This is a genomic window from Candidatus Hartigia pinicola (genome assembly GCA_020541205.1).
Classification (GTDB): Bacteria; Pseudomonadota; Gammaproteobacteria; order Enterobacterales; family Enterobacteriaceae; genus Hartigia; species Hartigia pinicola.
Genome location: CP048208.1, coordinates 687,647 through 713,088 on the forward strand (window position 1 = coordinate 687,647; position 25,442 = coordinate 713,088).

The 25,442-nt window shown below is 28.3% G+C and carries 13 protein-coding genes and 1 tRNA gene; 13 read left to right on the forward strand and 1 reads right to left on the reverse strand.

From position 1 onward, the window contains the following. Positions 1-806 precede the first annotated feature (806 nt). Positions 807-879, forward strand: a tRNA-Asn gene (locus GFV14_RS01395). A gap of 5,359 nt (positions 880-6,238) precedes the next feature. On the opposite strand, the gene rne is transcribed toward GFV14_RS01395, so the two are convergent. Continuing rightward, positions 6,239-9,493 carry a ribonuclease E gene (gene rne / locus GFV14_RS01400; RefSeq protein ID WP_457914557.1) on the reverse strand — a complete coding sequence of 1,085 codons (3,255 nt, stop codon included), beginning with the start codon at positions 9,491-9,493 and terminating at the stop codon, positions 6,239-6,241. Positions 9,494-10,146: 653 nt separating this feature from the next. On the opposite strand from rne, the gene rluC reads away from it, so the two are divergent. From rluC to GFV14_RS01460, 12 genes are all read left to right on the forward strand, one after another. Next, positions 10,147-11,106: a 23S rRNA pseudouridine(955/2504/2580) synthase RluC gene (rluC, locus tag GFV14_RS01405; protein WP_457914558.1), complete on the forward strand. Its 960-nt coding sequence runs from the start codon at positions 10,147-10,149 to the stop codon at positions 11,104-11,106. 1,404 nt (positions 11,107-12,510) lie between these two features. Continuing rightward, the gene (gene rpmF / locus GFV14_RS01410; protein WP_457914559.1) at positions 12,511-12,687 is read left to right on the forward strand and encodes a 50S ribosomal protein L32; all 177 of its coding nucleotides are present in this window, start codon (positions 12,511-12,513) and stop codon (positions 12,685-12,687) included. A 1,059-nt stretch (positions 12,688-13,746) separates the two neighbouring features. Continuing rightward, positions 13,747-14,697, forward strand: coding sequence for a beta-ketoacyl-ACP synthase III (locus tag GFV14_RS01415; protein ID WP_457914560.1), 951 nt, complete (start codon positions 13,747-13,749; stop codon positions 14,695-14,697). Between the two features lie 17 nt (positions 14,698-14,714). Continuing rightward, the gene (gene fabD, locus GFV14_RS01420) at positions 14,715-15,665 is read left to right on the forward strand and encodes an ACP S-malonyltransferase (RefSeq protein ID WP_457914561.1); all 951 of its coding nucleotides are present in this window, start codon (positions 14,715-14,717) and stop codon (positions 15,663-15,665) included. Beyond that, complete coding sequence (fabG, locus tag GFV14_RS01425; RefSeq protein ID WP_457914562.1) at positions 15,655-16,389, forward strand: 3-oxoacyl-ACP reductase FabG; 735 nt, start codon at positions 15,655-15,657, stop codon at positions 16,387-16,389. The genes fabD and fabG overlap by 11 nt, the downstream gene beginning before the upstream one ends. 153 nt (positions 16,390-16,542) lie before the next feature. Further along, the gene (gene acpP, locus GFV14_RS01430) at positions 16,543-16,779 is read left to right on the forward strand and encodes an acyl carrier protein (protein WP_457914563.1); all 237 of its coding nucleotides are present in this window, start codon (positions 16,543-16,545) and stop codon (positions 16,777-16,779) included. A 77-nt stretch (positions 16,780-16,856) separates the two neighbouring features. After that, the gene (gene fabF, locus GFV14_RS01435) at positions 16,857-18,104 is read left to right on the forward strand and encodes a beta-ketoacyl-ACP synthase II (RefSeq protein ID WP_457914564.1); all 1,248 of its coding nucleotides are present in this window, start codon (positions 16,857-16,859) and stop codon (positions 18,102-18,104) included. A 1,831-nt stretch (positions 18,105-19,935) separates the two neighbouring features. Then, on the forward strand, positions 19,936-20,562 hold the full coding sequence (tmk, locus tag GFV14_RS01440) for a dTMP kinase (RefSeq protein ID WP_457914565.1): 627 nt from the start codon (positions 19,936-19,938) through the stop codon (positions 20,560-20,562). 8 nt (positions 20,563-20,570) lie between these two features. Then, the gene (holB, locus tag GFV14_RS01445) at positions 20,571-21,554 is read left to right on the forward strand and encodes a DNA polymerase III subunit delta' (RefSeq protein ID WP_457914566.1); all 984 of its coding nucleotides are present in this window, start codon (positions 20,571-20,573) and stop codon (positions 21,552-21,554) included. 20 nt (positions 21,555-21,574) lie between these two features. Next, positions 21,575-22,387 carry a YchF/TatD family DNA exonuclease gene (locus tag GFV14_RS01450; protein ID WP_457914567.1) on the forward strand — a complete coding sequence of 271 codons (813 nt, stop codon included), beginning with the start codon at positions 21,575-21,577 and terminating at the stop codon, positions 22,385-22,387. 139 nt (positions 22,388-22,526) lie between these two features. Continuing rightward, a complete protein-coding gene (locus tag GFV14_RS01455) occupies positions 22,527-22,877 on the forward strand; it encodes an HIT domain-containing protein (protein ID WP_457914568.1) in 351 nt (116 codons plus the stop codon). A 546-nt stretch (positions 22,878-23,423) separates the two neighbouring features. After that, the gene (locus GFV14_RS01460; RefSeq protein WP_457914569.1) at positions 23,424-23,621 is read left to right on the forward strand and encodes a hypothetical protein; all 198 of its coding nucleotides are present in this window, start codon (positions 23,424-23,426) and stop codon (positions 23,619-23,621) included. The last annotated feature ends 1,821 nt before the right edge of the window (positions 23,622-25,442 follow it).

Below are 25,442 nucleotides of genomic sequence, written 5' to 3' on the forward strand. Positions count from 1 at the left end.
AAATATTTTAAAAATAAAAAATTTTCAGTATCCTATAATGTATATTATAAGAAATATAATATAGATAATATATTTATGCAATATTGTATATTCTTAAAAGTGCTTTTTACTGCATACGTTCCCGAAATTTTTTAGGAGAGTGTTGTATATAACTATTTAGAACTTTAGAAAGAAAATTATTCAAATAGATGAGAGCCCACTAAAGCAAGAATCAAAAAATATATTTAGCAAAATTTATGTCACCTGAAATTGCGATATTAACACTAATCTCATGATCATAGATGTACAAAAAAGTTTAAAGTCTAAGTACATTTTGTAAAAAATGATTATGAGAGCACAATCTTGTTAATTTAATGAAATATATTCTAGTATATACTAAAGGTGTAAATAATTAATTTTAGTTAAAACAGACAATATTATAGCCACAAAAAGATCTTGTAATAACTTGTAGTTTTTAGAAAAAACTTACTTACATGCTTGAAAATATGTGCAAGACCGGATGCAGTGTGAGTAAAATTTTTAGATGAATCTATGATCTACAAATAATTTTTTAGAGAGTAAATGTGATGAACTTTATACTATTATGGCATATTTAAATGTTGAATTGTTAAATTTTTAACTTGGTTATTGAAAAATTGAACCGTATCTAAAAACTGTTTTAAGTATTTAAATACTCGCTTTTGTTGATGAATTTAATATTCTTTTATTTATTTTTATATAGTTAAGATAATTTTTAGTTTTTTACATTTATACTTTACATATACAAATAAAGTAGGTAATATATTTTGTTATAAAAATATCACAATTCCTCTATAGTTCAGTTGGTAGAACGGCGGACTGTTAATCCGTATGTCGCTGGTTCGAGTCCAGCTGGAGGAGCACATTCAAAGTTTTTAAATTTTTTTATTTGATTTTTTCTTAGATTGACTTTGTAAACTGTGTTATATGTACGTGTTTTTATAAAACTAATTTTATGATAAATATAATAAATTTCTTATTAATATGATTGATAATTTAAGTTTTTCAATGATAAAATGTATAAATAATTTTATACTAATTTTTTAATTGTGTTATTTTGTAAAAAATTTTTTTGTATAACTTTTAAAAAAATCATATTTGAATTTTAGTATGTAGAAAAAATTAGAGAATTATTGATTTTCAGCATGAATCATTTGTAATGTTACAAATAGCAGAAATACTGACGCATTTGTGTTGTGTAACTTAAGTCTTGTTAAAAATTTAAAGTTCTATTCTAATTAGATAATGTTTACTAAAAGCCGATATGTTTTTAAAATACTACTTAGATTGTATTTTAAAGATTATTTTCTTTATGCATTCTTTCATAATGCACAAAAGTTAAGTAGCAGTATGAGTCAATAAAAATATTAATAAAAATTTTTATTCCAACCCGGATATCTACCTAACGTTGTGTAAACAATCTGTATTAGATTGTCTTCTAATACTGTTGTGTTTTTCAAAGCGATGATTAGTGAAACTCATTCACTAAATATTTTTTAAAAGAGTGCCACATATAAATGTGGCATTCTTTTAAAAAGAGAAAATACTAATAGTGATTGTAATACTAATATAATTTTATGATCGTTGACGTATAAATATTAAGAGTAGAGATATATTTTTTTAAAAAACTATCGTGATGGTAAAATTTGCATAATAAAATAGATTCAATTAGATATAACAACTTAACTTTATGTAATTGAACTTATAATAAAGAATATTATAATTAAAAATTTCTTGAATGATTTTTTGTCTATGAAATACTTACTTAATTTAGCAATCTATAGATATAGCAATTATTTAGGAAAAAAATTTTTAGATAGAACATATTATGTTTTAAATGTAGTTATAAAGATCAAAACGTTATAAACTCTATATTTAGAATATCTCTGTGTAAGATTGTATAATTAAATATTTATTTTATTGATCAGAATAAAATCTCTGAGCATGGAAGAGTTATGCAATATGCCTAAATATACTTGTTTTTCATTTTTATTTAGCCTTTTATTTTTCTGTTCTGTAAAATATTAGATAATTTTTCATATCTATATACTGAGTTAATATAAATCAAAACAGAAATAATAATATGATTAAGAAGTTGAAGTAATTAGGAATAACCATTGTAGATGTGTTAATTTTAAGTGTTATTAATTTTAATAAAGTTTAATGCATATTTTGCTAAAGATTTTATTTCATGCAATAATATAGCATGAGTGTTATTCTGTGTTCTCTAACGTGATGTCGTATAAGCATCACAAGAAGATTGGCATAATGAAAATTATTATAGGTTGATAAATTAATATTGGTTAAAATAGTTATTAATGTTTGTAATTATTTTTATATAGAATATTAAAGATAATATTCTTTAGTATATTAATAATATCAATCACTAATAGAGTAATAGTGAAGTAATATTTCGGTGTATAACAAAAAATGTTGAGTAATAAAATTATTATGTATGCTTTAAGAATATTACTATGTGTATAATTTTAATTCATTATCAATAATTTTTCATTGTTACTATTTAACTCAAAAAATACGTTTAGTCAGAAAATGAATATAGAAAATGTTGTTCTTCCTCTGTGGAGACTTTTTATAAGACAGTTTTATTGTAGTTTTTTTAGAATATAATTAAAGATTTTTGTTAAAGATTATTATTATATTCTAAAATTTTACTGGTATTATCAAAGTTATTTTAAAGATTTTGAAGTGGACTATTATAATAAAATGTTTTAGTGGGAAATGTATAGAAAAATGTGTTTGTATTGTTACTTGTTTAGAAAATAAAATTCTTTAATTTTATAATTAGTTTTATGTGAGTTGGTTATAGTATTATTAAGTATAATAAATTAATAATATAGGGATTTATTAAGTTAAATTATAGAAATCTTTTTAGTGCTGAATAATTAATATTAATCTTAACTATAAAATAATTATAGTTTTTACAGGTTATAATCTTTGATTTATTTTACTATCACTAAAACTTTAAAATAATATGTGTTGCAAGTGAGAGCGTAATATCTTTTTAGAAAACATTATTAAGCTATGCATTAAATTTTTTTATATTAAAGCGTTTTTAGAATTTAATTGTGTATAGTTTAAAAAAATATATTGACTTCGTTCTATAAAGAAAAACATTTTATATTGTCATTAATTTTAAAAGAAAATATTAAGTAATAAGATACATAAAATACATAAGATCATCTAGTATCTGATAACTATTAATATATAAGATATATAAAAACTAGTTTTCTAATATTCATTATGATAAAACTTTTTTAATTTTGATGAATATTATTATTTATATTTTACTTTTTAAGTAAATAAAATAATCTTTCTTGGAAAAAATATAATATAGGACAATCTATCATATATAATCATATATAAAATTAGAAATAACGACAAGTGAAAATAGAAAGTAATCTTTTATTATGATTATTGAAAATACTAAATAAAATTCTTTTTTGTTCAATCAATAAATATATAAAATTTTTTATAATATATTGATATTAAAATATATTACATCACATTTGAATCCTTTAATATTCAGTAGATTATGTTGTAAATAAATGCTGTACGTAGTTATTTAAATTATATCATTGTTTATTCTAATCAGATATTATAAATAATAGCTGTGTATAATATTTTATGTATTTTAATTATTTTAAGACATATGATATCAATCTATTTTTAAGAGATAGTTTTTAAGTATAGAAAATTCAGTGTATAATTTCCTGAAATAGATTTATGTGTTTAACTCTAAAATAAAATATATAATAAAATTATTAAAAATGAAAATATTTATGATTATATTTCATGATTACAATGCTTATACTTGATTACAAGTACATCATCAATACCTTAGAGCGTTTCAAAAACGTTGTGATATATTTAATTCATTCAAGAGATATGTAATTAATATATGCAAGAAGTCAAATAATGATATTAGCATTTAGTTAATTTTAATAATTATAGTGCTTAATCTGCAGTAAATTTACAATGTTAATTAATAGTTGGAATATCTCTAATAAATTATTTTATTTTTAATAATTAGATAAAATTAATAATAATTTTCATTTTTCTCAAGTGATTGTTTTGATGTATTAATAATTTTCGATTGTATAGAATCAGGATTGTAATATAAGAACTTTTATGTATTCTGATTCGTTTTTCTGAAGAGATTTTTGTTAGTCTATTATCTTATATTTTTGCAGAGAAAAATTTACTTATTGATCTTAAATATTTGTAAGTATTCTTTAATTAGCTTAAATAATAAAAGTTTTATAAGCGCTTAATTATCTAATAAAGTATTATATTTAATCACTCTAATACTATAATTTCATAGTAGTAAGTCGTTTAAATCATGATGGAGCACTTTCTTTGATGATCTGTGGAGCAGATGATAGGTATTAGTAGAGTAGAGTTGGGTATGATTACGATCTAGTTTATTATAAAAGTTTCGTGAGTTATACTGTGAATAGTTTACATAAAAATTATGAAAATATTGAATTTTAACATGTAAATAAAAAAATATTACGCTTTATGATATTGTTGTAAATGCGTAATAGAGTATTACTAATATAGCAATATCAATTCTTAATTTTAAGTATTGTTTAAAAAGAGTTTATTACTTTTTTATCTAGTGTACTTATAGTAATTTTTGATTTCATGCATGTATATTCAGTGGCTTTCTTTATGCCGCAGAATATTTTGAATATAGCGTAGATATTTTCTTTAACTGCGTTTTTATATTTTCTTATTCGGCTTGAATGTATTTTGATTTACATGTCTTTTATGTTTTGATTGTATTATGAATTTTAAGGTATTATCATTTACTTAAATAACAGTAAATAAATAAATGTAATAATTACGAAACCATTAATAGATATAACGTTTTTACGGCTTAATTAATGACATAAAAATAATACAATAAACTAAAAAAATTTAGCTAAGTATAGCTAAATATATTTTGTAATATTCATGAGTATTGCATGAGCATTGTTGAAAGATGATTTTCACTTTTAAAGGTTCATGTTTTATATTAGTATGGTTTATGATTAAAAAATAACAGTTATGTATACTTAACATATGTATTTAAATTTTATGTTAAAACATTGTCAAGGTTGTACTATTATTACAGTAAATCAAAAGTTTTAAACAGTTATTTTATTCTTCTAACTTGTTAAGGCTGTCTTATAAAGATTTAAAAAATTTATACGGAAAGGATTTATTTTTATTAAAATTATATTTTTCACTAAATCACTGTTAACTTTAGCGCTATCATTTTGTGAGAGTAAAAATATCTTATTGCAGGCAATCTTTTAATGCAATCTTAATAAGATTACTGAAAACTTTTTAATATAATATGAAAATCTGTTATTATTTATTTTATTTAACATCAAATTTCCAATGAATATTATTTGAAGGGCATGCGACGTTCATGTTATGTGTATTGTTAATGTATGATCGGTGTAGTTATGTTAAAATTTAATCCTGATAATAGGTTAAATAGAGTTAAGATTTGATAATCTTAATACTGTTTTTGCAGGTTGGTATAAGTCATTTATTTCTAATCATAATAATAATTGACTATAGTTAATCTTGTAAAACAGGATTGTAATTTTATTATAATACTAATTTTAGAAAAATGATTTGCGTACTAGTTATCTCAGTTGCATCATCAATCATTACAAAGTAATTTTCATATCTTAATATAAATAAAAATAAGATAAAGCACTAACTTGTGTACTAATATCAAAGTATATCTAAACAGTGTTAATTTTTTAACAGTAAATCTTTAGGAGATTAAGAGTAGGAGATTTTATGTTAAGGCGAACATTAAATTTAAACTACTACAATATATAAAGTCAAATATCGTTTATAAAACGATATTTGACTTGATTTAGAAAATATTTAGCATTATTGAGTTTTGTAATTCTCTGAAAATATAGTGATTTTTTAACTAGAGTCATTGAAATAGTTTAAAAATAGACTTTGACTTGTACTGCTTGTATTAATATGTAAGTTCTCTAAAGAAAAGTAGCATTAGACCTTCAAAAAGTTACTAAATAAGTAACATTCACTTATCACTAACATTTCTTTTTTATCTCCTAAAGTTAGATTAAAGATTTTTGTGTTATATATTTAAAATGTGTATTAGCTATTCTAGCTAATAAGATGCAGTTAGCCCACATTAAGAATGGGCTATAATCTATACTGTCACTCAGTAATCAATATTAGTTGGTTTTGTCATTTTCGATTTTGATCGGTTTGTGGCAACGTGTCCTCCAGCGCCACCTTTACCAACAAACTTCGAGATTTCACGTTTGTAAACTTTAATGTCCAATATTGATTCGATATCGTTGTACGCTTGCGCTTTTGTCCTTGGAGAGTACGCATGACAAGTAGTTTTACTCGTAGAATTTGTAGGTTGAATTGTTTTGATCATGTTTTTAACAGGGACAACTATAGCTGTTTTTATTTTAGGTTTAGCCTTAAAATCAAGATGTTGTGTTTTTTTTATATCTTTAACAGAATGTTTATAAATAGTTTGTTTAATACTAGTATTAGTTTGTAACATAACTTTAGTTATAGGGAAAGTGTCAATAATGTATTCTGATTGAATATCTTTTTGAACGATTATTTCTTGTGTATGCTGTTTTGGTAGTGGGGTAATAATACGTTTTTCTCGCGGTTTAATGCCCTGTGCAATATTGATAGCTTTTTTATTAAATGTTTCAGAAAGTGTATCTACTTCCATTCCTTGAGTAATAACAATGTCTTCAATAATAACGTTTTTGGTAGTTTTTTCTGTAGGCGTGAATGCAACATACTGTGATGCTGTCATATTCATTACTTCAGTATTAGATATTCTAGAATTTTTTTGTTGTTCGAGCATTTCTTCATTAGTAATAATAACAACGGTAGTTTTTTTTGGTTGAATAATTGGATAATTAATTAATACTTTACCAAAAGCAAGCTCCGGTGAGACGACTGCTAAAAATAAAGATACTGGTGATTTAGTTAAAGATCGAACATTGCTATAACGACGACGTTGACCACTGACACGCAAATGACGTGGTGAACGGCGAGAGCGACGTGGTGTGATTATCTCTTTCTGATTTTTATCACATGTAGATAGATCTTGTAAATTATTAATATTAGGAGTTTTTAGTATATTTTCTTGTGAATTGATTTGAGTTACTTCTGGTAATGTAGTAATAGGTGTCACTAGTTTTTGAAATCTTTCTCTAAAGATAGCAACAGTGGTATTTTTTTTTATAGCTTCAAGAGAAGCAGTAACACGAACTTTTTGTGCTAATTGACGGTCTTGTCTAATCGGACGTGTTTGTAGATTATCTATGTCAGGCTGGGTATGATTTGTATTTTGAGCTGAATACTGCGGGGCTATTTCCTGATGTTTTTGGCGTTTTTCTTCTTGACGTTGACGATACTCAGAGCGTTGATTACAGTGTTTTTGTTGCTGTGTATTTTGATGAAAATGATCTATTATTTTCTCATCACGCTTATTTTTGTTGTTATTATTGATTACTTTGTAAGTCTTTGTATCATTAGATTGTATATTATCATTAGCATGGTTTTCATGACTTTCGTGATGATGATCGTAGTCAAAGTTGTTATTATTATTGCGACGATCATTACTGCAACGTTTATTATTACTATTATTTTTATGATTCTTTTCGACTATTGCTTCAACAATGTCTTCTTCACTAAATAATTTTTTAAAAAAGACTGCGATTTTACCAAATAAATCTAGTTCAGATTGTGTAGTTTGAGAGTTAAGCTTGGCAGTTTTAGTACAAATTTTATTTTCTTTTAGTTGTGCAGTGTCATTAATAGTTTCTTCGGATTCTTGTAGAGCAGAAGCAGAAAGTGCTGGCTTCTCAGGTGCTTTACGTTCTGATACAGATTCATCAATACCGTTAAGTATTTCACTTTCGTGATATTGCGCTAAGTTATAACTTAGAGTGTTTACTTCTTCACCGTTACGAATACGAATGACATGGAAATGAGGTGTTTGCATTTGTTCGTTAGGAACAATTACAACACTGACATGATGTTGACGTGTTTCAATTACACTTACAGCTTTACGTTTTTCATTGAGAAGATAAGAAGCGATTTGTACAGGTACTATTGCATGTACTTCATGTGTATTTTCCTTTAATGCTTCCTCTTCAATAAGACGAAGAATAGAAAGCGATAAAGATTCATTGTCGCGAATAGTTCCTGTTCCTGAACAACGAGGGCATACATGATGACTGGATTCACCTAAAGATGGACTTAAACGTTGACGTGACATTTCTAATAAACCGAAACGAGAGATACGTGCGATTTGAATACGTGCTCGATCTTCGCGAACGGCTTCGCGTAGACGATTTTCTACTTCACGATGATGTTTTAATGGAGTCATGTCAATAAAGTCAATAACAATCAGACCACCTAGATCACGAAGGCGCAATTGACGTGCAATCTCCTCAGTAGCTTCAAGATTTGTATTAAATGCTGTTTCTTCAATATCGCCTCCACGAGTCGATCGAGAAGAGTTAATATCAATAGCAGTCAATGCTTCTGTGGTATCAATAACAAGTACACCGCCGGATGGAAGTCGAACTTCACGTTGAAATGCAGATTCGATTTGTGATTCGATTTGATAATGACTAAATAGAGGTACATCACCAATATAGTGTTTAATTTTACTAGAAAAATCAGCACGACCAATAGCTTCGATATGAGTTCTTGCCATCTCAACAATCTTAGGATTATCGACTAGAATTTCACCAATATCTGGACGTAAATAATCACGGAATGCTCGAACAATGACGTTGCTTTCTTGGTGTATTAAAAAAGGTACAGAGCGATTTTCTGCGGCTTTTTTGATTGCTTCCCAATGGCGTAGGCGATATAATAAATCTTGTTGTAAAGATTCAGCAGATTTACCCACTCCAGCTGTGCGGACAATTAGACCCATACCATTAGGAATTTCCAGTGAAGAGAGAGCCTCTTTTAGTTCAGTACGATCTTCACCTTCGATGCGACGAGAAATACCCCCTGCTCGCGGATTATTTGGCATTAAAACTAAATAGCTTCCGGCTAAACTAATAAAAGTGGTAAGTGCTGCACCTTTATTACTTCGCTCTTCTTTATCAACTTGAACGATAATGCTCTGACCTTCCTTAAGGATATCTTTAATATTTGGTCGGCCTTGAGAGTGATAATTGTTTGGGAAGTATTCGCGGGCAATCTCTTTAATAGGCAGGAAACCATGTCTTTCGGCACCATAATCTACAAAAGCAGCTTCAAGACTGGGTTCAATCCGAGTAATTTTACCTTTGTAGATATTTGCTTTTTTTTGCTCATGACCTGGACTTTCAATATCTAAGTCATAAAGACGTTGCCCATCAACAAGGGCAACACGTAACTCTTCTTGTTGAGTTGCGTTTATTAGCATTCTTTTCATATTGTTACTTACTCATTATTATTTATTTTTTAAATAATAGAGCAACGAAAAAGGGAGCCTATTGTAAATCGCTTGCCTACCGGCAGTCGTTTGTATAGAGACGCTTCATATTCGGTGAACCTAATTTTAGATTTAAAATGCAGTGTTCTTAATCAGGAAGCCGTTATAATGTAATAAACGGAAACTCCTAACCCAAAAATTTAATATCCGTTGCTCGCTAATTATTTGATTTAATTAAATATATTACGTATTTTCATAATTTTCAATTGAATAATAAATTTATTATACTTTTTATATTTGACTTTGTATGGAATTTATTATATTTAAGATACTAAAATCATATAGTTATTTATATTCAACGGTGTGTCTTGTATTAAAAAGAATTTTTATTGTGAAATATGTAACTTAAATGCTTTTAGGTATGTATGAATACTAAGCATTAACTTATCAAACATAAAGGTATGCCTTGTTATTTTACTGATGACAATATTATAGCAATGTTGATACGTTAGTTATATTAAAATTTTATTTAGATTTATCACTAATAAGCTATTGTTTAATTAAATTAAAAAAGATAAAAATTTTTGGAATCGGTATGATATTCCTTGCAAAAATACTCATAATTTAATTAAAGAGAGTTAGTATATTCCCGAATGAAAAGAAAAAATCAAATTCAGTTTATTGATATTAATGATGACAACTCTAGACAACGTATAGACAACTTCTTACTGGCAAAATTAAAAGGTGTTCCTAATAGCAGGATTTACCGAAGTATCCGAAAAGGTGAAGTAAGAATAAATAAAAGGCGTATATCGCCAGAATATAAGCTTGTAGTAGGTGATCGGGTGCGTATACCACCTATAACAGTAGCAACACGTGAACCTATACATATTTCGCCTAAATTAAATAAGGTGTCAGTGCTTAATGCCTGCATCTTGTATGAAGACGATTCAATATTGGTCATTAATAAACCATCAGGAATGGCTGTACATGGAGGAAGTGGCTTGAGTTTTGGTGTTATTGAAGGATTACGCTCCTTACGACCAGAAGCGAGTTTCTTAGAATTGGTTCATCGCTTAGATAGAGATACTTCTGGCATTTTATTAGTTGCTAAAAAACGCGTTGTACTTAGAAGATTACATGAACAATGGCGTCTTAAGAAAATAAAAAAGGATTATATAGCGCTTGTTCGTGGCGATTGGCCATCATATATTAAAGTTGTTCAAGCACCACTTCTGAAAAACATTCCACAAAGTGGTAAACGATATGTTTGTGTGAATCCAGAAGGTAAAATATCCGAAACGCGTTTTCAAATAGAAGAGAGATTTAATAGCGCAACATTGGTTAAAGCTAGTCCTGTAACAGGGCGGCTCCATCAAATTCGTGTTCATACGCTTCATATAGGTCATCCAATTGCTTTTGATAATCGTTATGGTGATCAACAATTTGATAGTCAATTAGTACGCACTGGTTTAAACAGACTATTCTTGCACGCAAGTGTCTTAAAATTTATTCATCCTAAAACAGGGGCTCAGATTAGACTAGAAGCGCCGTTATCTCATAGACTTGTGCAATGTTTAAAATATTTACGTATATATAAAATTCAACAATAATATATTTTGTTATTTAATTGTATTACATATTTCACATTTTATTCTATAAGAAATTCAAATATTATAAGTTAGTATCTTTCTTCATTATTTTTCATTAATTGTATGCCTGTTATCTAATTTAGAATAAATTTACTTAATGTGATAGAATAATACGATACTAGATTAGTATTTCTACTTAAGTAAGGTAAAATAACATAATGAGCGTATTTTGAGTTGCAGATTTTAAGTATGTTAAGTAACAAGATATATAAACATATTCTGATGAAGATGTAGAAGATATTGATTAAGTTTTTTAATGAATAATGAAAATATATTTCCATATCTCTTGATTGTGTAATTAGCGATTAATAGACTATAAATCGTTTATTATATTATATTAGTGTTTTTTAGTGTCGATAGATTAATCGGTACAATTTATATAGTATAATATAAAATAATTTTATAGATAGACGAGACTTGTAATTACTTGAAAGCATTTTTTAAAAGTTAGAAATTGAGATATGATATCATTATTTTTAACGATAAATTTATTGAAGTTAATTATTAAATGTTGATTTTAGAATTCTCTTATAGAATTAGTTTTACAAGTTCTACACGTTTAAGTAAATTTTATGAGATTTATTTTGTATATTGTTCTTATTGATATCTAAGGTAATTAGTAAAATCTATTTAGTGTTTAAATAGTTTTTAGATATTTGAAGACAGATATTCAAATAATTAATTTTATATTTTTCTCTATATGATAGAAAATATATTAATTCATTTTACATTATCTGTTGCTTAATCGGTTATTACTAGTGGCAAGGTAAGTGTACTTCGTATTTATATGTGATTATCATGCATTGCATAGTAAATGATGCAAATTTATATATAAAATAAATATTAATCCTGAATGAGTGTGATGGCTAAAGTGAGATTGAAACATACACTGACTTATGATTAAGCGTTACAATGCTTCGTAGATAATATATATTACTGAATGAGTAGTTAGTGCAGATTACAATAGTGTACACAAAATAGTATTTAAAGTAATAGTCAGTATTTGATGATAATAACAAATGTGTGTTCATTTAGATGTCACGTTATCGTATCAACATTTCAAAAAAAATTTTCAGTCCTAGGGTTAAATGTTATATAATTTTATTTTTGTCAAGCAGTGAAAATCTCAAGCGTAATTACAATGCTATAAATTAGTTATCATTGATAAATTTAGTGAAATAAATTTGTTCAAAGTAATCCAAGAGAAAGTAATTATTTTTTTAATTAGTGATACTAACTCATGATTTTAAAAATTATAAAATATCTAGAGAAAACATATTTTATTAATTTATGCGCGCAAATGAAAAATGAAATTTATTTACTATATTATCTAGTTTAAATATTAGCACTTCAGGAGTCAGAATAATGGCTGTACAAAAAAATAAACCAACTCGCTCAAAACGAGGTATGCGTCGTTCACATGATGCACTAACTGCTACTTTAGTGTCTTTAGATAAAACTTCAGGTAAAACTCATTTGCGTCACCATATAACTGAAGATGGTTATTACCGTGGTTATAAGGTGATTAACAAGAAAGTTTAATTTATCAGTTAATGCCTTAGTAAGGTCTTTCTATTTTTTAGATAGTACAATCTGTGCTATTGTTTTTGAGTAAGAAAGCGGAGTTACATTATAGATTTTCGCATATAATTTATCATTCACATTACTGTTGGTTAGTCAACTTAATGTCATGTAATTTTTTTATACTACAACATAAAAGTTAATTTCATGTCTAAATTTTTCTCTGAAACGTAATCGTTGACGATATAAAGTTGTTCATTGCAATTAACTAAAGTAAATAATGTAGTAATATAATAACTTTAAGGCTGAGTAAAGTTTTGAATTAGGATCGGAGAACTATCAAATCGTAAGTAATATGTGAACATTATTTAATAAGAGAAATTTATATTCAAAATTTATTGAAGGTATTGTATATTGAATTAATAATAACTCTAATTAATTAATTAATTAATTAATTAATTAATTAATAATATTTTCAAACATTTATATTAAATATAAATGTTTTTAATTATGTGATTATTTTAGTTAGATTCACTACCATGGGGTTTGATAATCGCTAAAGTGGTAGCTAACATTTAATCAATGAAAATCGTTTTTTAAATATTGACACAAAAGAAAGTGAAGGATTTGATAAAATTAGTGTATTTACCGTAGCACTGAAATAAATTGTGATAATAAATAATATCGGTTATATTATAGGCAATAATTGTATAATAGATAAAAAAATGTATTTCTGTGATAAATTTTACATCAATATTATATTGAAAAGTATAGAAGAAGCAATTGTTGTGATTTTTTTATTATTAAAATGAATAAAAGAATAAAAGAATAAACTAAAGTAAGTTTTTAAATAGCTAAAAATATAAAAAAGTTTAATAAAATGTTGTAGGGAGTTAAACATCGAACAATATAATGATGTATTTTATTAGGACTAAGGTTTTTTACTAAGAATGATTGTATAAAAATGCATGTGGGGATCTAAATCTGCTATTGATTATGCGCTATAAGTAGTAAAAACAAGTTCTTAATAAAATCACAGTTCGCTTGAATATTGTATTACTCGGGAGTGATCAATAACCTATGTATAGTAAAATATTAGGCACAGGCAGTTATTTGCCAGCACAAATCAGAACTAATGCTGATTTGGAAAAAATGGTTGATACTTCTGACGAATGGATTGTGATTCGCACTGGCATTCATGAAAGAAGAATTGCAAGTGAAGATGAGTGTGTAGTAACGATGGGGTTTTATGCTGCACAAAAAGCATTAGAAATGGCGAAAATTGATAGCAGTGAGATTGAATTAATCGTTGTTGCGACAACATCCTCAACCCACGCATTTCCAAGTGCTGCCTGTCAAATCCAACAAAAGTTAGGTATTAATGATTGTGCTGCATTTGATGTTGCAGCTGCTTGTGCTGGTTTTACTTATGCTATTAGCATTGTCGATCAATTTGTAAAAACGGGTATGGCAAAAAGAGCATTAGTAATTGGTGCTGATGCATTATCGAAAACTTTAGATCCTAACGACCGAGGAACAATTATTCTTTTTGGTGATGCTGCAGGGGCAATGGTAATTGGTACTTCTGAAGAGCCAGGGATTTTATCAACGCATCTTCATTCTGATGGTCGATATGGTGAGTTATTAGTGCTGAAAAATCGTGATCGTAACTCAAAAGATCAGGCCTGTTTAACAATGACTGGAAATGCAGTGTTTAAAATTGCGGTACGTGAGCTTGCGCATATTGTTGATGAAACACTCGAAAATAGTGGTATTGCGAAAGAAGATCTGGATTGGTTAGTTCCGCATCAAGCGAACTTTAGAATTATTGCAGCAACTGCCAAGAAGCTTGATATGACCATGGAAAAAGTGGTTGTCACTCTAGATCGCCATGGAAATACTTCTGCAGCTTCTGTTCCGACAGCATTCGATGAAGCGGTACTTGATGGACGTATTCAACGTGGACAATTAGTACTCTTAGAGGCTTTTGGCGGTGGGTTTACTTGGGGTTCTGCACTTGTTCGTTTTTAATGTACTAAAAAATAGATATGAAGCAATTTGCTATGGTATTTCCCGGTCAGGGGTCTCAGTCTCTTGGAATGTTATCTACATTAGCTATCAAGTATTCGTTGGTAGAAAAAACTTTTTGTGAGGCATCTGAAGTATTAGGTTATGACCTCTGGGCGTTAGTTCAGAGTGGACCAGCAGAAGAATTAATAAAGACCTGGCAAACTCAGCCGGCAGTGTTGGCGGCATCAGTGGCTATTTTTCATGTTTGGAACCAAAAAAATGGTGCAACACCAAGATTGATGTCTGGGCATAGTCTTGGTGAATACTCTGCATTAGTGTGTGCAGGTGTTATCGATTTTAAAGCCGCTATTAAATTAGTAGAATTGCGTGGTAAATTAATGCAAGAAGCTATTCCGGACGGAACTGGCGCTATGTATGTGATTATTGGTTTAGATAATAAATCTGTTGAACAAGCATGTAATGAAGCTTCGCAAGGGGAAGTTGTTTCTTCTGGAAACTTTAATGCTCCAGAACAAATAGTGATTACAGGTGAAAAAACTGCCGTTGAACGAGCTGGTATTATTTGTAAAAACGCTGGAGCGAAACGTGTATTGCCATTATCCGTTAATATAGCATCACATTGCGCATTAATGAAACCTGCTGCAGAAAAATTAGCAATTATTTTAAAAGCAATTACTTTTAATAAGCCAAATTTCCCAGTAATTAACAATGTAGATGTGCAGATCGAAGAAGCTGCTGAAAATATTCGTGATGCTTTAGTCCGTCAATTATATAATCCTGTTCGTTGGACTGAAATAATAAAATTGATAGCATCTCAAGGTATAGAATATATTGTTGAAATTGGTCCAGGTACAGTATTAACTGGTCTAAGTAGGCGCATTGTTAAGAATTTAACTGCAGTTTCAACTAACAATCCTTTAGCATTATGTGCTGCATTAAAAAAACCTGAGGATAATAATGAGCTTTGAAGGAAAAATTGCACTTGTAACTGGCGCAAGTCGCGGAATTGGTAAAGCAATTGCTTTAACATTTGCTGAGCGCGGTGCTATTGTTATTGGGACAGCAACACGTGCAATAGGTGCAGAAATAATTTCTTCTTATTTAGATCGAAAAGTCAAAGGTTTTGAGCTAAATGTAAGAAATTCGGAATTAGTTGATGAAACTATAAATAATATTCATCAACAGTTTGGCAGTATTGATATACTGGTTAACAACGTAGGTATTGCTCGTGATAATTTTTTAATGCGTATGAAAGAGGATGAGTGGCAAGAAATTATTGACACTAACCTTTCATCAGTTTACCGTTTATCTAAATCAGTATTGCGAGCTATGGTAAAAAAACGTTGTGGACGTATTATTTCTATTGCATCTGTTGTAGGTGTTATGGGTAATGCTGGTCAAACGAACTATGCAGCAGCGAAAGCGGGGCTAATTGGTTTTAGTAAATCGCTAGCACGTGAAGTTGCTTCCCGAGGCATTACCGTTAATGTTGTTGCACCAGGTTTTATTGAAACGGATATGACTAAAGCATTGACAGATGAACAACGTGCAGGCATTTTATCCCAAGTGCCTGCTGATAGATTTGGTAATGCACAAGAAATTGCCAGTGCTGTAGCTTTTTTAGCTTCTAGTGAAGCTGGTTATATTACAGGCGAAACATTACATATCAATGGTGGTATGTACATGATCTAAATAAATGATGGAATTATTTACATTATTAGCGTTAATTAATTTAAATTAATGCAAAGTTATAGTTTGAAAATTTGGAATGAGGTTGTATTTTCCTGTTTTTTATAAACTACAAAAACCATCGCGAAAGCGAGTTTTGATAGGAATTTTAATAGTATGAGCACTATCGAAAAACGCGTTAAGAAAATCATTTTTGAGCAACTAGGTGTTAAAGAAGAAGAAGTTGTAACAACTGCTTCGTTTGTTGAGGACTTGGGTGCTGATTCTCTTGACACAGTCGAGCTTGTTATGGCTCTGGAAGAAGAGTTCGATATCGAAATCCCTGACGAAGAAGCTGAAAAGATTACAACAGTGCAGGCTGCAATTGATTACGTCAAAAACGCATCTAAGTAATTGTTTTAAAATATACATAGGCGGTCACTTGACCGCCTATGTTCTTTTTTTAACTTATCTCTCCTTGGAGGGTTGACTTGTCTAAGCGTCGTATAGTAGTCACTGGACTGGGCATGTTATCTCCTGTCGGAAACACAGTGAAAACATCATGGAAAGCTGTTTGTAACGGAGAGAGTGGTATCATTTTTATAGAACATTTTGATACTACTAATTACGCAACAAAGTTTGCTGGTCTAGTTAAGAAGTTTAATCATGAAGATTATGGGATTTCTTGTAAAAAAGCTCGAAAAATGGATCCATTTATTCAGTATGGTATTGCTGCTGGCTCACAAGCCATGAAAGATTCTAAATTGGAAATAACTGAATTGAATTCGGCTCGTATTGGTGCAGCTATCGGTTCTGGTATTGGTGGTATAGTCTTAATACAAGAAAACTGTAAAATATTAGAATATTTTGGTCCTCGTAGAATTAGTCCATTTTTTGTCCCTTCTACGATTATTAATATGGTTGCAGGTCAGCTGAGTATAATGTATGGTTTTCGTGGTCCTTGCATTTCTATTGCTACAGCGTGTACGTCAGGTGTACATAATATTGGTCATGCAGCTCGAATAATCGCTTATGGTGATGCAGATGTGATGCTTGCAGGTGGTACTGAAAAAGCAACTACCCCTTTGGGGGTGGCAGGTTTTTGCGCGGCACGCGCTCTTTCTACTCGTAATGATAATCCGCAAGCTGCAAGTCGTCCTTGGGATAAAGATCGTGACGGTTTTGTTTTAGGTGACGGTGCCGGTATTATCATTCTTGAAGAACATGAACATGCAAAGTTACGTGGCGCAAAAATTTATGCGGAACTTGTAGGCTTTGGTATGAGTAGCGATGCTTATCATATGACATCTCCGCCTGAAAATGGTAAAGGTGCAGCACTTTCTATGATGAATGCTTTAAATGATGCAGGTATTTTAGCGAGTGATGTAGGTTATATTAATGCTCATGGAACATCAACATTAACTGGGGATTGTGCGGAAGCAGAAGCAGTTATTTCTGTTTTTGGTCAAAATACAGATGTATTAGTTAGTTCTACTAAGTCGATGACTGGCCATTTGTTAGGGGCGGCGGGTGCGATTGAATCTATCTTTACTATTTTAGCGTTATGTGATCAAGTGGTACCCCCAACGATTAATCTAGATAATCCAGACGAAACCTGTAAACTTGACTTTGTTCCTAATAAAGCTAGAAAAGTAGAGAATATAGAGTATGCTTTATGTAATTCATTTGGTTTTGGTGGTACGAATGGTTCATTGATTTTTCGTCGTTATTGTCAATAATAATGCGGTCGCTATTGTTGGACTAACACTACCAGTGTATACGGTTTTCTCTAGAGTGAAGTAAAAATTACGAGCAGTATAAAATAATGTCAATACCATTGATTACTTATATTATATATTTTATATAATACAAAAATGTGACTCGATTTATCATACTTTGATTAAGAAGAAATTGAGAAATAAATTAATATATTTCTTCATAGAAATATTAATAATGTGTATGTTATATAGTTAATTGTTTTCTAATATGCTATAATTAAAATTTTTTTATAGTTCCATCAGCTGTAGCCATACTAGATTGGTTATATTGATTTGTGCTATTACCTGAATTTTCCCAAGTCTTTAAGATTTGAGGCTTGCCTCTTCTTTTAGTTCTATTTAAATGAGAAATAGTTTTTATTTAGCGTATAATATAGATTTTAATCAGTATAAAGTAATTTTATTTACTAAGAAATCAATAAAGAAACAATTAATGAGGTTTTGGAAATTTATATTAAAAATAATTTAATTAAATACTATGATGAGCATTTTATGCTGTTAATGAAAAACTTAATTGTAATTGCAATAAATTTAATATTTTATCTTATTAGATAATGAATTAAAAAAATTATCATTCATGCTATAACGAGTCTGTAATTTTTCAGAAGCTAAATATTTTAAAAATTTACTATTATGTGAGAATATGATACTTTTTGCTCACAGGTTAATGTGCATGTTATCGATATTTAAAATTACACATGAAAAACATGAATCATATTAAATAATATTAGTTATAAGTATTTTTAAAATCGTTTATGTTTCTAAAAAAATAATTTTATTAATTGCTGCATGGCATAAGTAACGAAAATTTTATCGTAAGTATAGTGTAGAATGAACTCTTATGCGCTTTTTTATTATATATATTAGAAAGTGTTAAATTATGTGATAGCTATTCTAAATACAACACAAGAAAAATTTTTCAAATTCTAGTCGTAACTGTTGAAATGTACTCTTAAAATATTGTTTGAAATAAAAATTTTTAATAAAAATAATAAATTTCAATAGTTATTTCACTTGTATTTTAGTTTAGAAACATCAAAATAAGCACGATCTTTTACAATCATACATAAATGTCTGAACAGATTCTATCGTTGATTTTTAGTAATAAAAAAGCTCAATTTTAATTCGTTTTTTAAGCTAATCGTTTATCTAACTGGATGAGTGTCTTACAAAACACGATTTGTTTAAAGATTAATTAACAGATAAACTTTTAAAAGAACTTTGTATATTTATTAGATTTAGCAATTATAATCTACTTGAAAGATTTGTATCAAGATACTGACTGATATACTGTAAATATCAGTGGTATTAGTATTTTTAAAATCACATATCAACGAATGAAAAATATTGATGACACTTTTGGGTGGTGAAAAGCTTCAATATAAAATATTTATGAAATACTAATCTTCCCTCAATTATTGAAAAACTAATGTTGAAAGTGAATTAACTATAGTTTTTCTTTTTATTAATTAATTAAAGAAAAAAATCGGTTGCAAGTTAATTTAACTGTGATGTATGGTTTTAGGAAAATAATATCGTGTTAAAATTTATCAGAGTAATTTAAATAGTTATACTCCATACAATAAATATTGTATTAACAGATGACCTCCTACGTCTATTTTTACCCTCAACCTTATCTTCGAGATAATCTGTAACGCATCCAGCTAAAACAGATTATTTATATTTTGTTGGTAATGGAGCTAATGGCACATATTTCGTTATAGCTTTTATGATTATAAATTGTTCTGTAAAAGTACATAGGAAAATTGAAAAAATAAATTTGATAAATTAAATGAAAAACGAATATATAGTTATTGAAGGATTGGAGGGAGCTGGTAAAACATCTGCAGTTAATGTCATTGTTGAAATGTTAACTCAGGCAGGTATAAAAGATATCATTTTTACTCGCGAACCAGGTAGTACGCCCTTAGCAGAAAAATTAAGAGAACTGATCAAGAAGGGTGTTTTGGGTGAAAGAGTAACGCATAAAGCGGAAGTATTAATGCTTTATGCTGCGCGTGTTCAATTAGTCGAGACTATTATTAAACCAGCGTTGGAAGCTGGGAAATGGGTAGTCGGGGATAGGCATGATTTGTCTTCTCAAGCTTATCAAGGGGGTGGGCGTGGTATTGATGGTAAATTACTTAAATTTCTTCGTGATTTAGTTTTAGGTGAGTTTAAACCAGCATTAACATTTTATCTTGATTTACCCCCTTACCTTGGTTTACAGCGTGTTTGTGCTCGGGGTAAATTAGATAAAATTGAACAAGAATCTCTAGAGTTTTTTGAACGTATACGAGATAGTTATCTTAAGTTGACTGCTGATGATGAGACTGTTTTTATTATTGATGCTACTAAAAATATTGAAAAAGTACAAGAGGATATGTGTAAAATCCTTAAAAAATGGTTGGGTAGGTAAGTAAAAAAATGAACTGGTATCCTTGGTTAAATCAAACTTATCGTCAATTGATCATGTCTTATCAGAAAAATGCTGGACATCATGCTTTATTATTGCATTCTCCTTCAGGAAATGGTAAAAGTATTTTATGTTATGGTTTGAGTCGTTGGTTAATCTGTCAAAATACGAACGATTTTCAAAGTTGTGGTGTGTGCCACAGCTGCCGACTAATGTTAGCAGGGACTCATCCAGATTATCATATCTTAGAATTAAATAAAAACACAATTACTATTGGTGTTGATGAAGTACGTAAACTAATAGAAGTTTTGAACAATCATGCTCAACAAAATGGAGCAAAAGTCGTTTATATTCGGAAAACTGAAGTGTTAACTAATGCAGCTACTAACGCATTATTAAAAATATTAGAGGAACCGACAAAGAGAACCTATTTTTTACTGTGTTGTGAAAATTGGAATAATTTATTTATTACATTACGAAGTCGTTGTCTTTATCGTTTTTTACACCCACCTACATTACAAATAGCATTGCACTGGCTAAAAAAACAAATCCCTAGTGTAAATGACGATGATGCAGTAACGGCATTAAAATTGTGTCAAGGTGCTCCTGTTACTGCTATGTTGTTATTGAAACCTGAACATTGGCAAAAACGAAGTGAATTATGTCATGGGCTTTTAAACGCATTAAATAACAACGATATGCTATTATTATTGAATATTATGAATAATACTAACGCTGTTACTTGTATTAATTGGTTGCTTGAATTATTTGTGGATAGCATAAAATTAAAACAAGAAGCGGTAAAGTTTTGTGTAAATCAAGATCAATTTCCACTTTTATATGTTTTAGCTTCAAAAATGACAACTTCACAACTATTTTATGTTTATAAATCATGGAGGCATTGTCGTCAACAATTAATGTCGATTCCTGGACTTAATCAAGAATTACTTTTAATAAATCAGTTATTACCATGGGAAGCTTTACTAACGTTTTGAAATGATAAAAAGAGCGAAATATGTTTATAGTTGATTCACATTGCCACCTTGATTGTCTTGATTATGAAGTATTACATATTAACATCGATGATGTTATTAACAAGGCATCCTTACGAGATGTTAAGTGTATATTAGCTGTTTCTACTACATTGAACGGTTTTGATAGTTTAAAAGTCTTAATTAAGAAATTCGATAATATTGTATTGTCTTGTGGCATTCATCCATTAAATTTAAATGAGCTAGATGATTTTTCTCGTTTAGAGTCGATGGCTGTTTGTGAAACATCTATTGCTTTAGGTGAAACAGGGCTAGATTATTTTTCTCAAAAAGAAAATTTTCTGTTTCAGAAAGAAGCTTTCCGTCAACATATTCGAATTGCTCGTCAGGTGAATAAGCCTATTATCGTACATACCCGTCATGCTAAAAAAGATACTCTATCTATCTTGCGTGAAGAGCATGTTTATGATTGTGGTGGTGTTTTACACTGTTTTACAGAAGACAAAGAGACAGCAAGTACGTTACTTGATCTAGGAATGTATATTTCTTTTTCAGGCATTATAACATTCCGTAATGCAGAAAAAATTCGTGAAGTGGTAAAGTTTGTTCCTTTTGATAGAATTTTAGTTGAAACTGATTCGCCTTATTTATCTCCAACCCCACATCGCGGAAAAGAAAACCAACCTGCTTATGCTAGAGATATTGTTGAGTGTATAGGTATTTTGAAGGGTGTGAGCACGGAAGATGTAGCGCAAATTACAACTAAAAATTTTAATGATTTATTTCATTTAAATATTGGCAGTACTAAATTATCATTATTAGATTCTATCGTCTAAACTTATAAAACTCAAATCTTCATGTTGTATATTATAAATAGAATCAATTTTATTAGCTAATATAATTATTTAGTTTTTATTTTTTCTAACTTATTAGACTGGTTTGTTTAAATGAAATGTATAATTAAAGGAAGTTCACATGGCAAAAGAAACTGTGTTTAGTCAGATTATTCGACGTGAAGTACCTTCTGATATACTTTATCAGGATGAATATGTTACTGCATTTCGTGATGTTTCTCCTCAAGCCCCATCTCACGTTCTTGTTGTTTTAAATAAACTCATACCAACATTAAATGATATCAATTCTGATGATGAGAAAATGCTGGGTCGCTTATTTATAGTAGCAGCAAAAATTGCTCAACAGGAAGGGATTGCTAAAAGCGGTTACCGTTTAATTGTGAATTGTAATGAGCATGCAGGACAAGAAATACTTCATATTCACATGCATCTTGTTGGTGGACGTCCTCTCGGACCATTATTAACAAAGTAAAAGTTACATAGTAAATATTTTTTAGTAACACATTTACATAAATTCAATGCAGTTATTTTTTTAAGGATGCAAAAGTAATTTGCGTCTAATAAAATTTTATTATCAAATAGCGTTTTCTTTTGCAAGTAAAAATTTTTAAGTGATCAATTATTAATAATAATTAAAACGTAAAAATTTCTAGCGTATGTAATTGATCAAAAATTACTGTAACACTCACATCATTAATGTTATTAAAAATGAGTGATCAATAGCACAGAAATAATTATATTTCTATATTTTAATATAACAATTTTAGAAAATTATCGTAAAGTGAATCGCTATTAATAGCGATATTTGCTATAGCTTTAGCAGAATGCTACTCTTTCGGTATTCTAGGTATTAAAACTCATTCTTCTGTCTGATCGACAAATTCAATGAAAAAATTATCAAAGCTTTCGACAATAGATAAAGTTCCGATAACATCTAAACAAAATGTAATTAATTGGGTATCGATCGTAACGCCTTTAATAAGTGAAATAGCACGCGTTATAATATTAGAAAAGAAAGATGTTATTTATTGATTCTACTAAAAATAACACCAATAGTTTATTATCAGTACAAAATACAACTTCTGCGATTATAGTAGCTATAAATAATAACCATTATTTTAAAGCTATTACACAGTATGTCGCTAATTCTGTACGTAAAACTTTAGGTTTATCTCAAAAAGATAGCCTTGTGACTAGTAGTCAAGCTATTACTTAGGTCGTTATGTATATGCTGATTATGTTTTGTATAGTATAATTTTAAATAATCATAGACCGCGCAAGATTGCAATTCAATTAATGATAGTATAAAATTGTGAAATTCTGTGGTCAGGAAAACATACTATTAAATAGTAACATTCTGTATAAACTTGCTACACTTCATGTTGATTGCGCTGTGTGAAATTGAATGCATAAAGTCTATAATGTATTATTTTATTGTTTCAGTGTATGTGTTGACAGTATGTCTTATGATGCTAAAAGATTGACTTTATTAGTAGTTGATTTTATAGTAGTTGATTTTACTGGGAAATAACTAGTATTTGATTTTATCTAGAAAATCAGTTGTTTTATGTGATTTCGTATAGATAGTAAACTACAATGCAATTATGTCATTTTTATAAAAACATGACTATAATATATGGCAATAATTAATCTTTATTTATGTACTAAATAGTTTTCTATAAATAAAATCTTCTACTATAATCTTGGTATAGAAATAAATATTAAGTAATGATTAATTTTAAAAATATATTTTAAATCTAATTTTATTACAAGTATAAAATATATATATGTTTAAGTATTGTTTACTTATTAATACTCTGAGAGAGTTCATTCGAAATATTTCAAAAATAATTATATTTATATATTATATTGTGATGAATGATAACTTACATAATAAAAATTAGTTGAAAAAATATTTCAATAAATTCAGTTTTTCAATAACTTAAAATTTAAATAATTGATGTGTATACAGTATTTTTATTATTATTTTTCTTTAAAAGCATTTGTTAATAGGACTGGATCTAAAAATATTTCATAGTATGAATATCGTATATTCAAACTTTGAAAATTATCAGGAATAAAGCTTAACCTGTTATATGAGGTATTAACAAAATATATTTGACTAGTTTTGTATTGGAAGTCATTAAGAAATGTTAATATAACTTTATAATTATTAATACGAAAAACGTTCAGATCATAGATATAGCGTTATATAAATAACGTAACATAGAGACATTTTTCTGGTATTAAAGAAAATTTTAAGGTATCCACTCTTATTTTATTTTATAATCTTCAACTGACAATGGAAAATTGCACGAATAAAAAATGAGATTTTAAAAATTTTTAGTGTATTAAATGTGCTTTCATGAATAAAAATTTGTTAATACATCAAAATAACAAGTATAAAAATTTATAAATGGTGTTTATAATATATTCTACGAATATCTTTAAGATAGTGAAACTAAATATCATTCTATAGTTTCATTTGTTCTATAACTCTAAATTGTTTAATGTATATTAAATTGTGTAGGAAAATATCACTAAATGTGAAAAATAACAAAAAGTATTTACAGTACTTGACTGTTAACTGTAGTGTATAAATCGTGTATAGATTGAGAATTATTGTGATAACTAACTGTATTAAATTATAATAAATTACTTCTTTTAATAACTAAATGAATTTGAAGTGTTTTTCATTTAGATTGCAATAACTAAGTTTTATTCATGTTAAAAATTTTTAGTTTAAAGCTCTTTTTTAACATAGGTAACTTGTTTTATCGTAAATATTTCTCTTGAATCTTAATATTAATAAGTAAAATATTGAAGTCAATAATTTTATTTATAAATCAGTAGATCTAATATTAGCATAGTTTATTATTGAATTATTTTAGGATACTTACATGGCATCTATTTTAATTTACATTATTGGTAATAATATTTAATTATTTCTTAACTACCTGTAAAACTCGGTGCATTTCTATCTTATAAATACGGATTTTATTATTAACTAGAAACAATTAGATGAATATGTGGTACT

What these genes read in the sequence shown, in the direction of transcription:
- rne (WP_457914557.1), bottom strand. Translation starts at nt 9,493, where the DNA reads ATGAAAAGAATGCTAATAAACGCAACTCAACAAGAAGAGTTACGTGTT.
- rluC (WP_457914558.1), top strand. Translation starts at nt 10,147, where the DNA reads ATGAAAAGAAAAAATCAAATTCAGTTTATTGATATTAATGATGACAAC.
- rpmF (WP_457914559.1), top strand. Translation starts at nt 12,511, where the DNA reads ATGGCTGTACAAAAAAATAAACCAACTCGCTCAAAACGAGGTATGCGT.
- GFV14_RS01415 (WP_457914560.1), top strand. Translation starts at nt 13,747, where the DNA reads ATGTATAGTAAAATATTAGGCACAGGCAGTTATTTGCCAGCACAAATC.
- fabD (WP_457914561.1), top strand. Translation starts at nt 14,715, where the DNA reads ATGAAGCAATTTGCTATGGTATTTCCCGGTCAGGGGTCTCAGTCTCTT.
- fabG (WP_457914562.1), top strand. Translation starts at nt 15,655, where the DNA reads ATGAGCTTTGAAGGAAAAATTGCACTTGTAACTGGCGCAAGTCGCGGA.
- acpP (WP_457914563.1), top strand. Translation starts at nt 16,543, where the DNA reads ATGAGCACTATCGAAAAACGCGTTAAGAAAATCATTTTTGAGCAACTA.
- tmk (WP_457914565.1), top strand. Translation starts at nt 19,936, where the DNA reads ATGAAAAACGAATATATAGTTATTGAAGGATTGGAGGGAGCTGGTAAA.
- holB (WP_457914566.1), top strand. Translation starts at nt 20,571, where the DNA reads ATGAACTGGTATCCTTGGTTAAATCAAACTTATCGTCAATTGATCATG.
- GFV14_RS01450 (WP_457914567.1), top strand. Translation starts at nt 21,575, where the DNA reads ATGTTTATAGTTGATTCACATTGCCACCTTGATTGTCTTGATTATGAA.
- GFV14_RS01455 (WP_457914568.1), top strand. Translation starts at nt 22,527, where the DNA reads ATGGCAAAAGAAACTGTGTTTAGTCAGATTATTCGACGTGAAGTACCT.
- GFV14_RS01460 (WP_457914569.1), top strand. Translation starts at nt 23,424, where the DNA reads ATGTTATTTATTGATTCTACTAAAAATAACACCAATAGTTTATTATCA.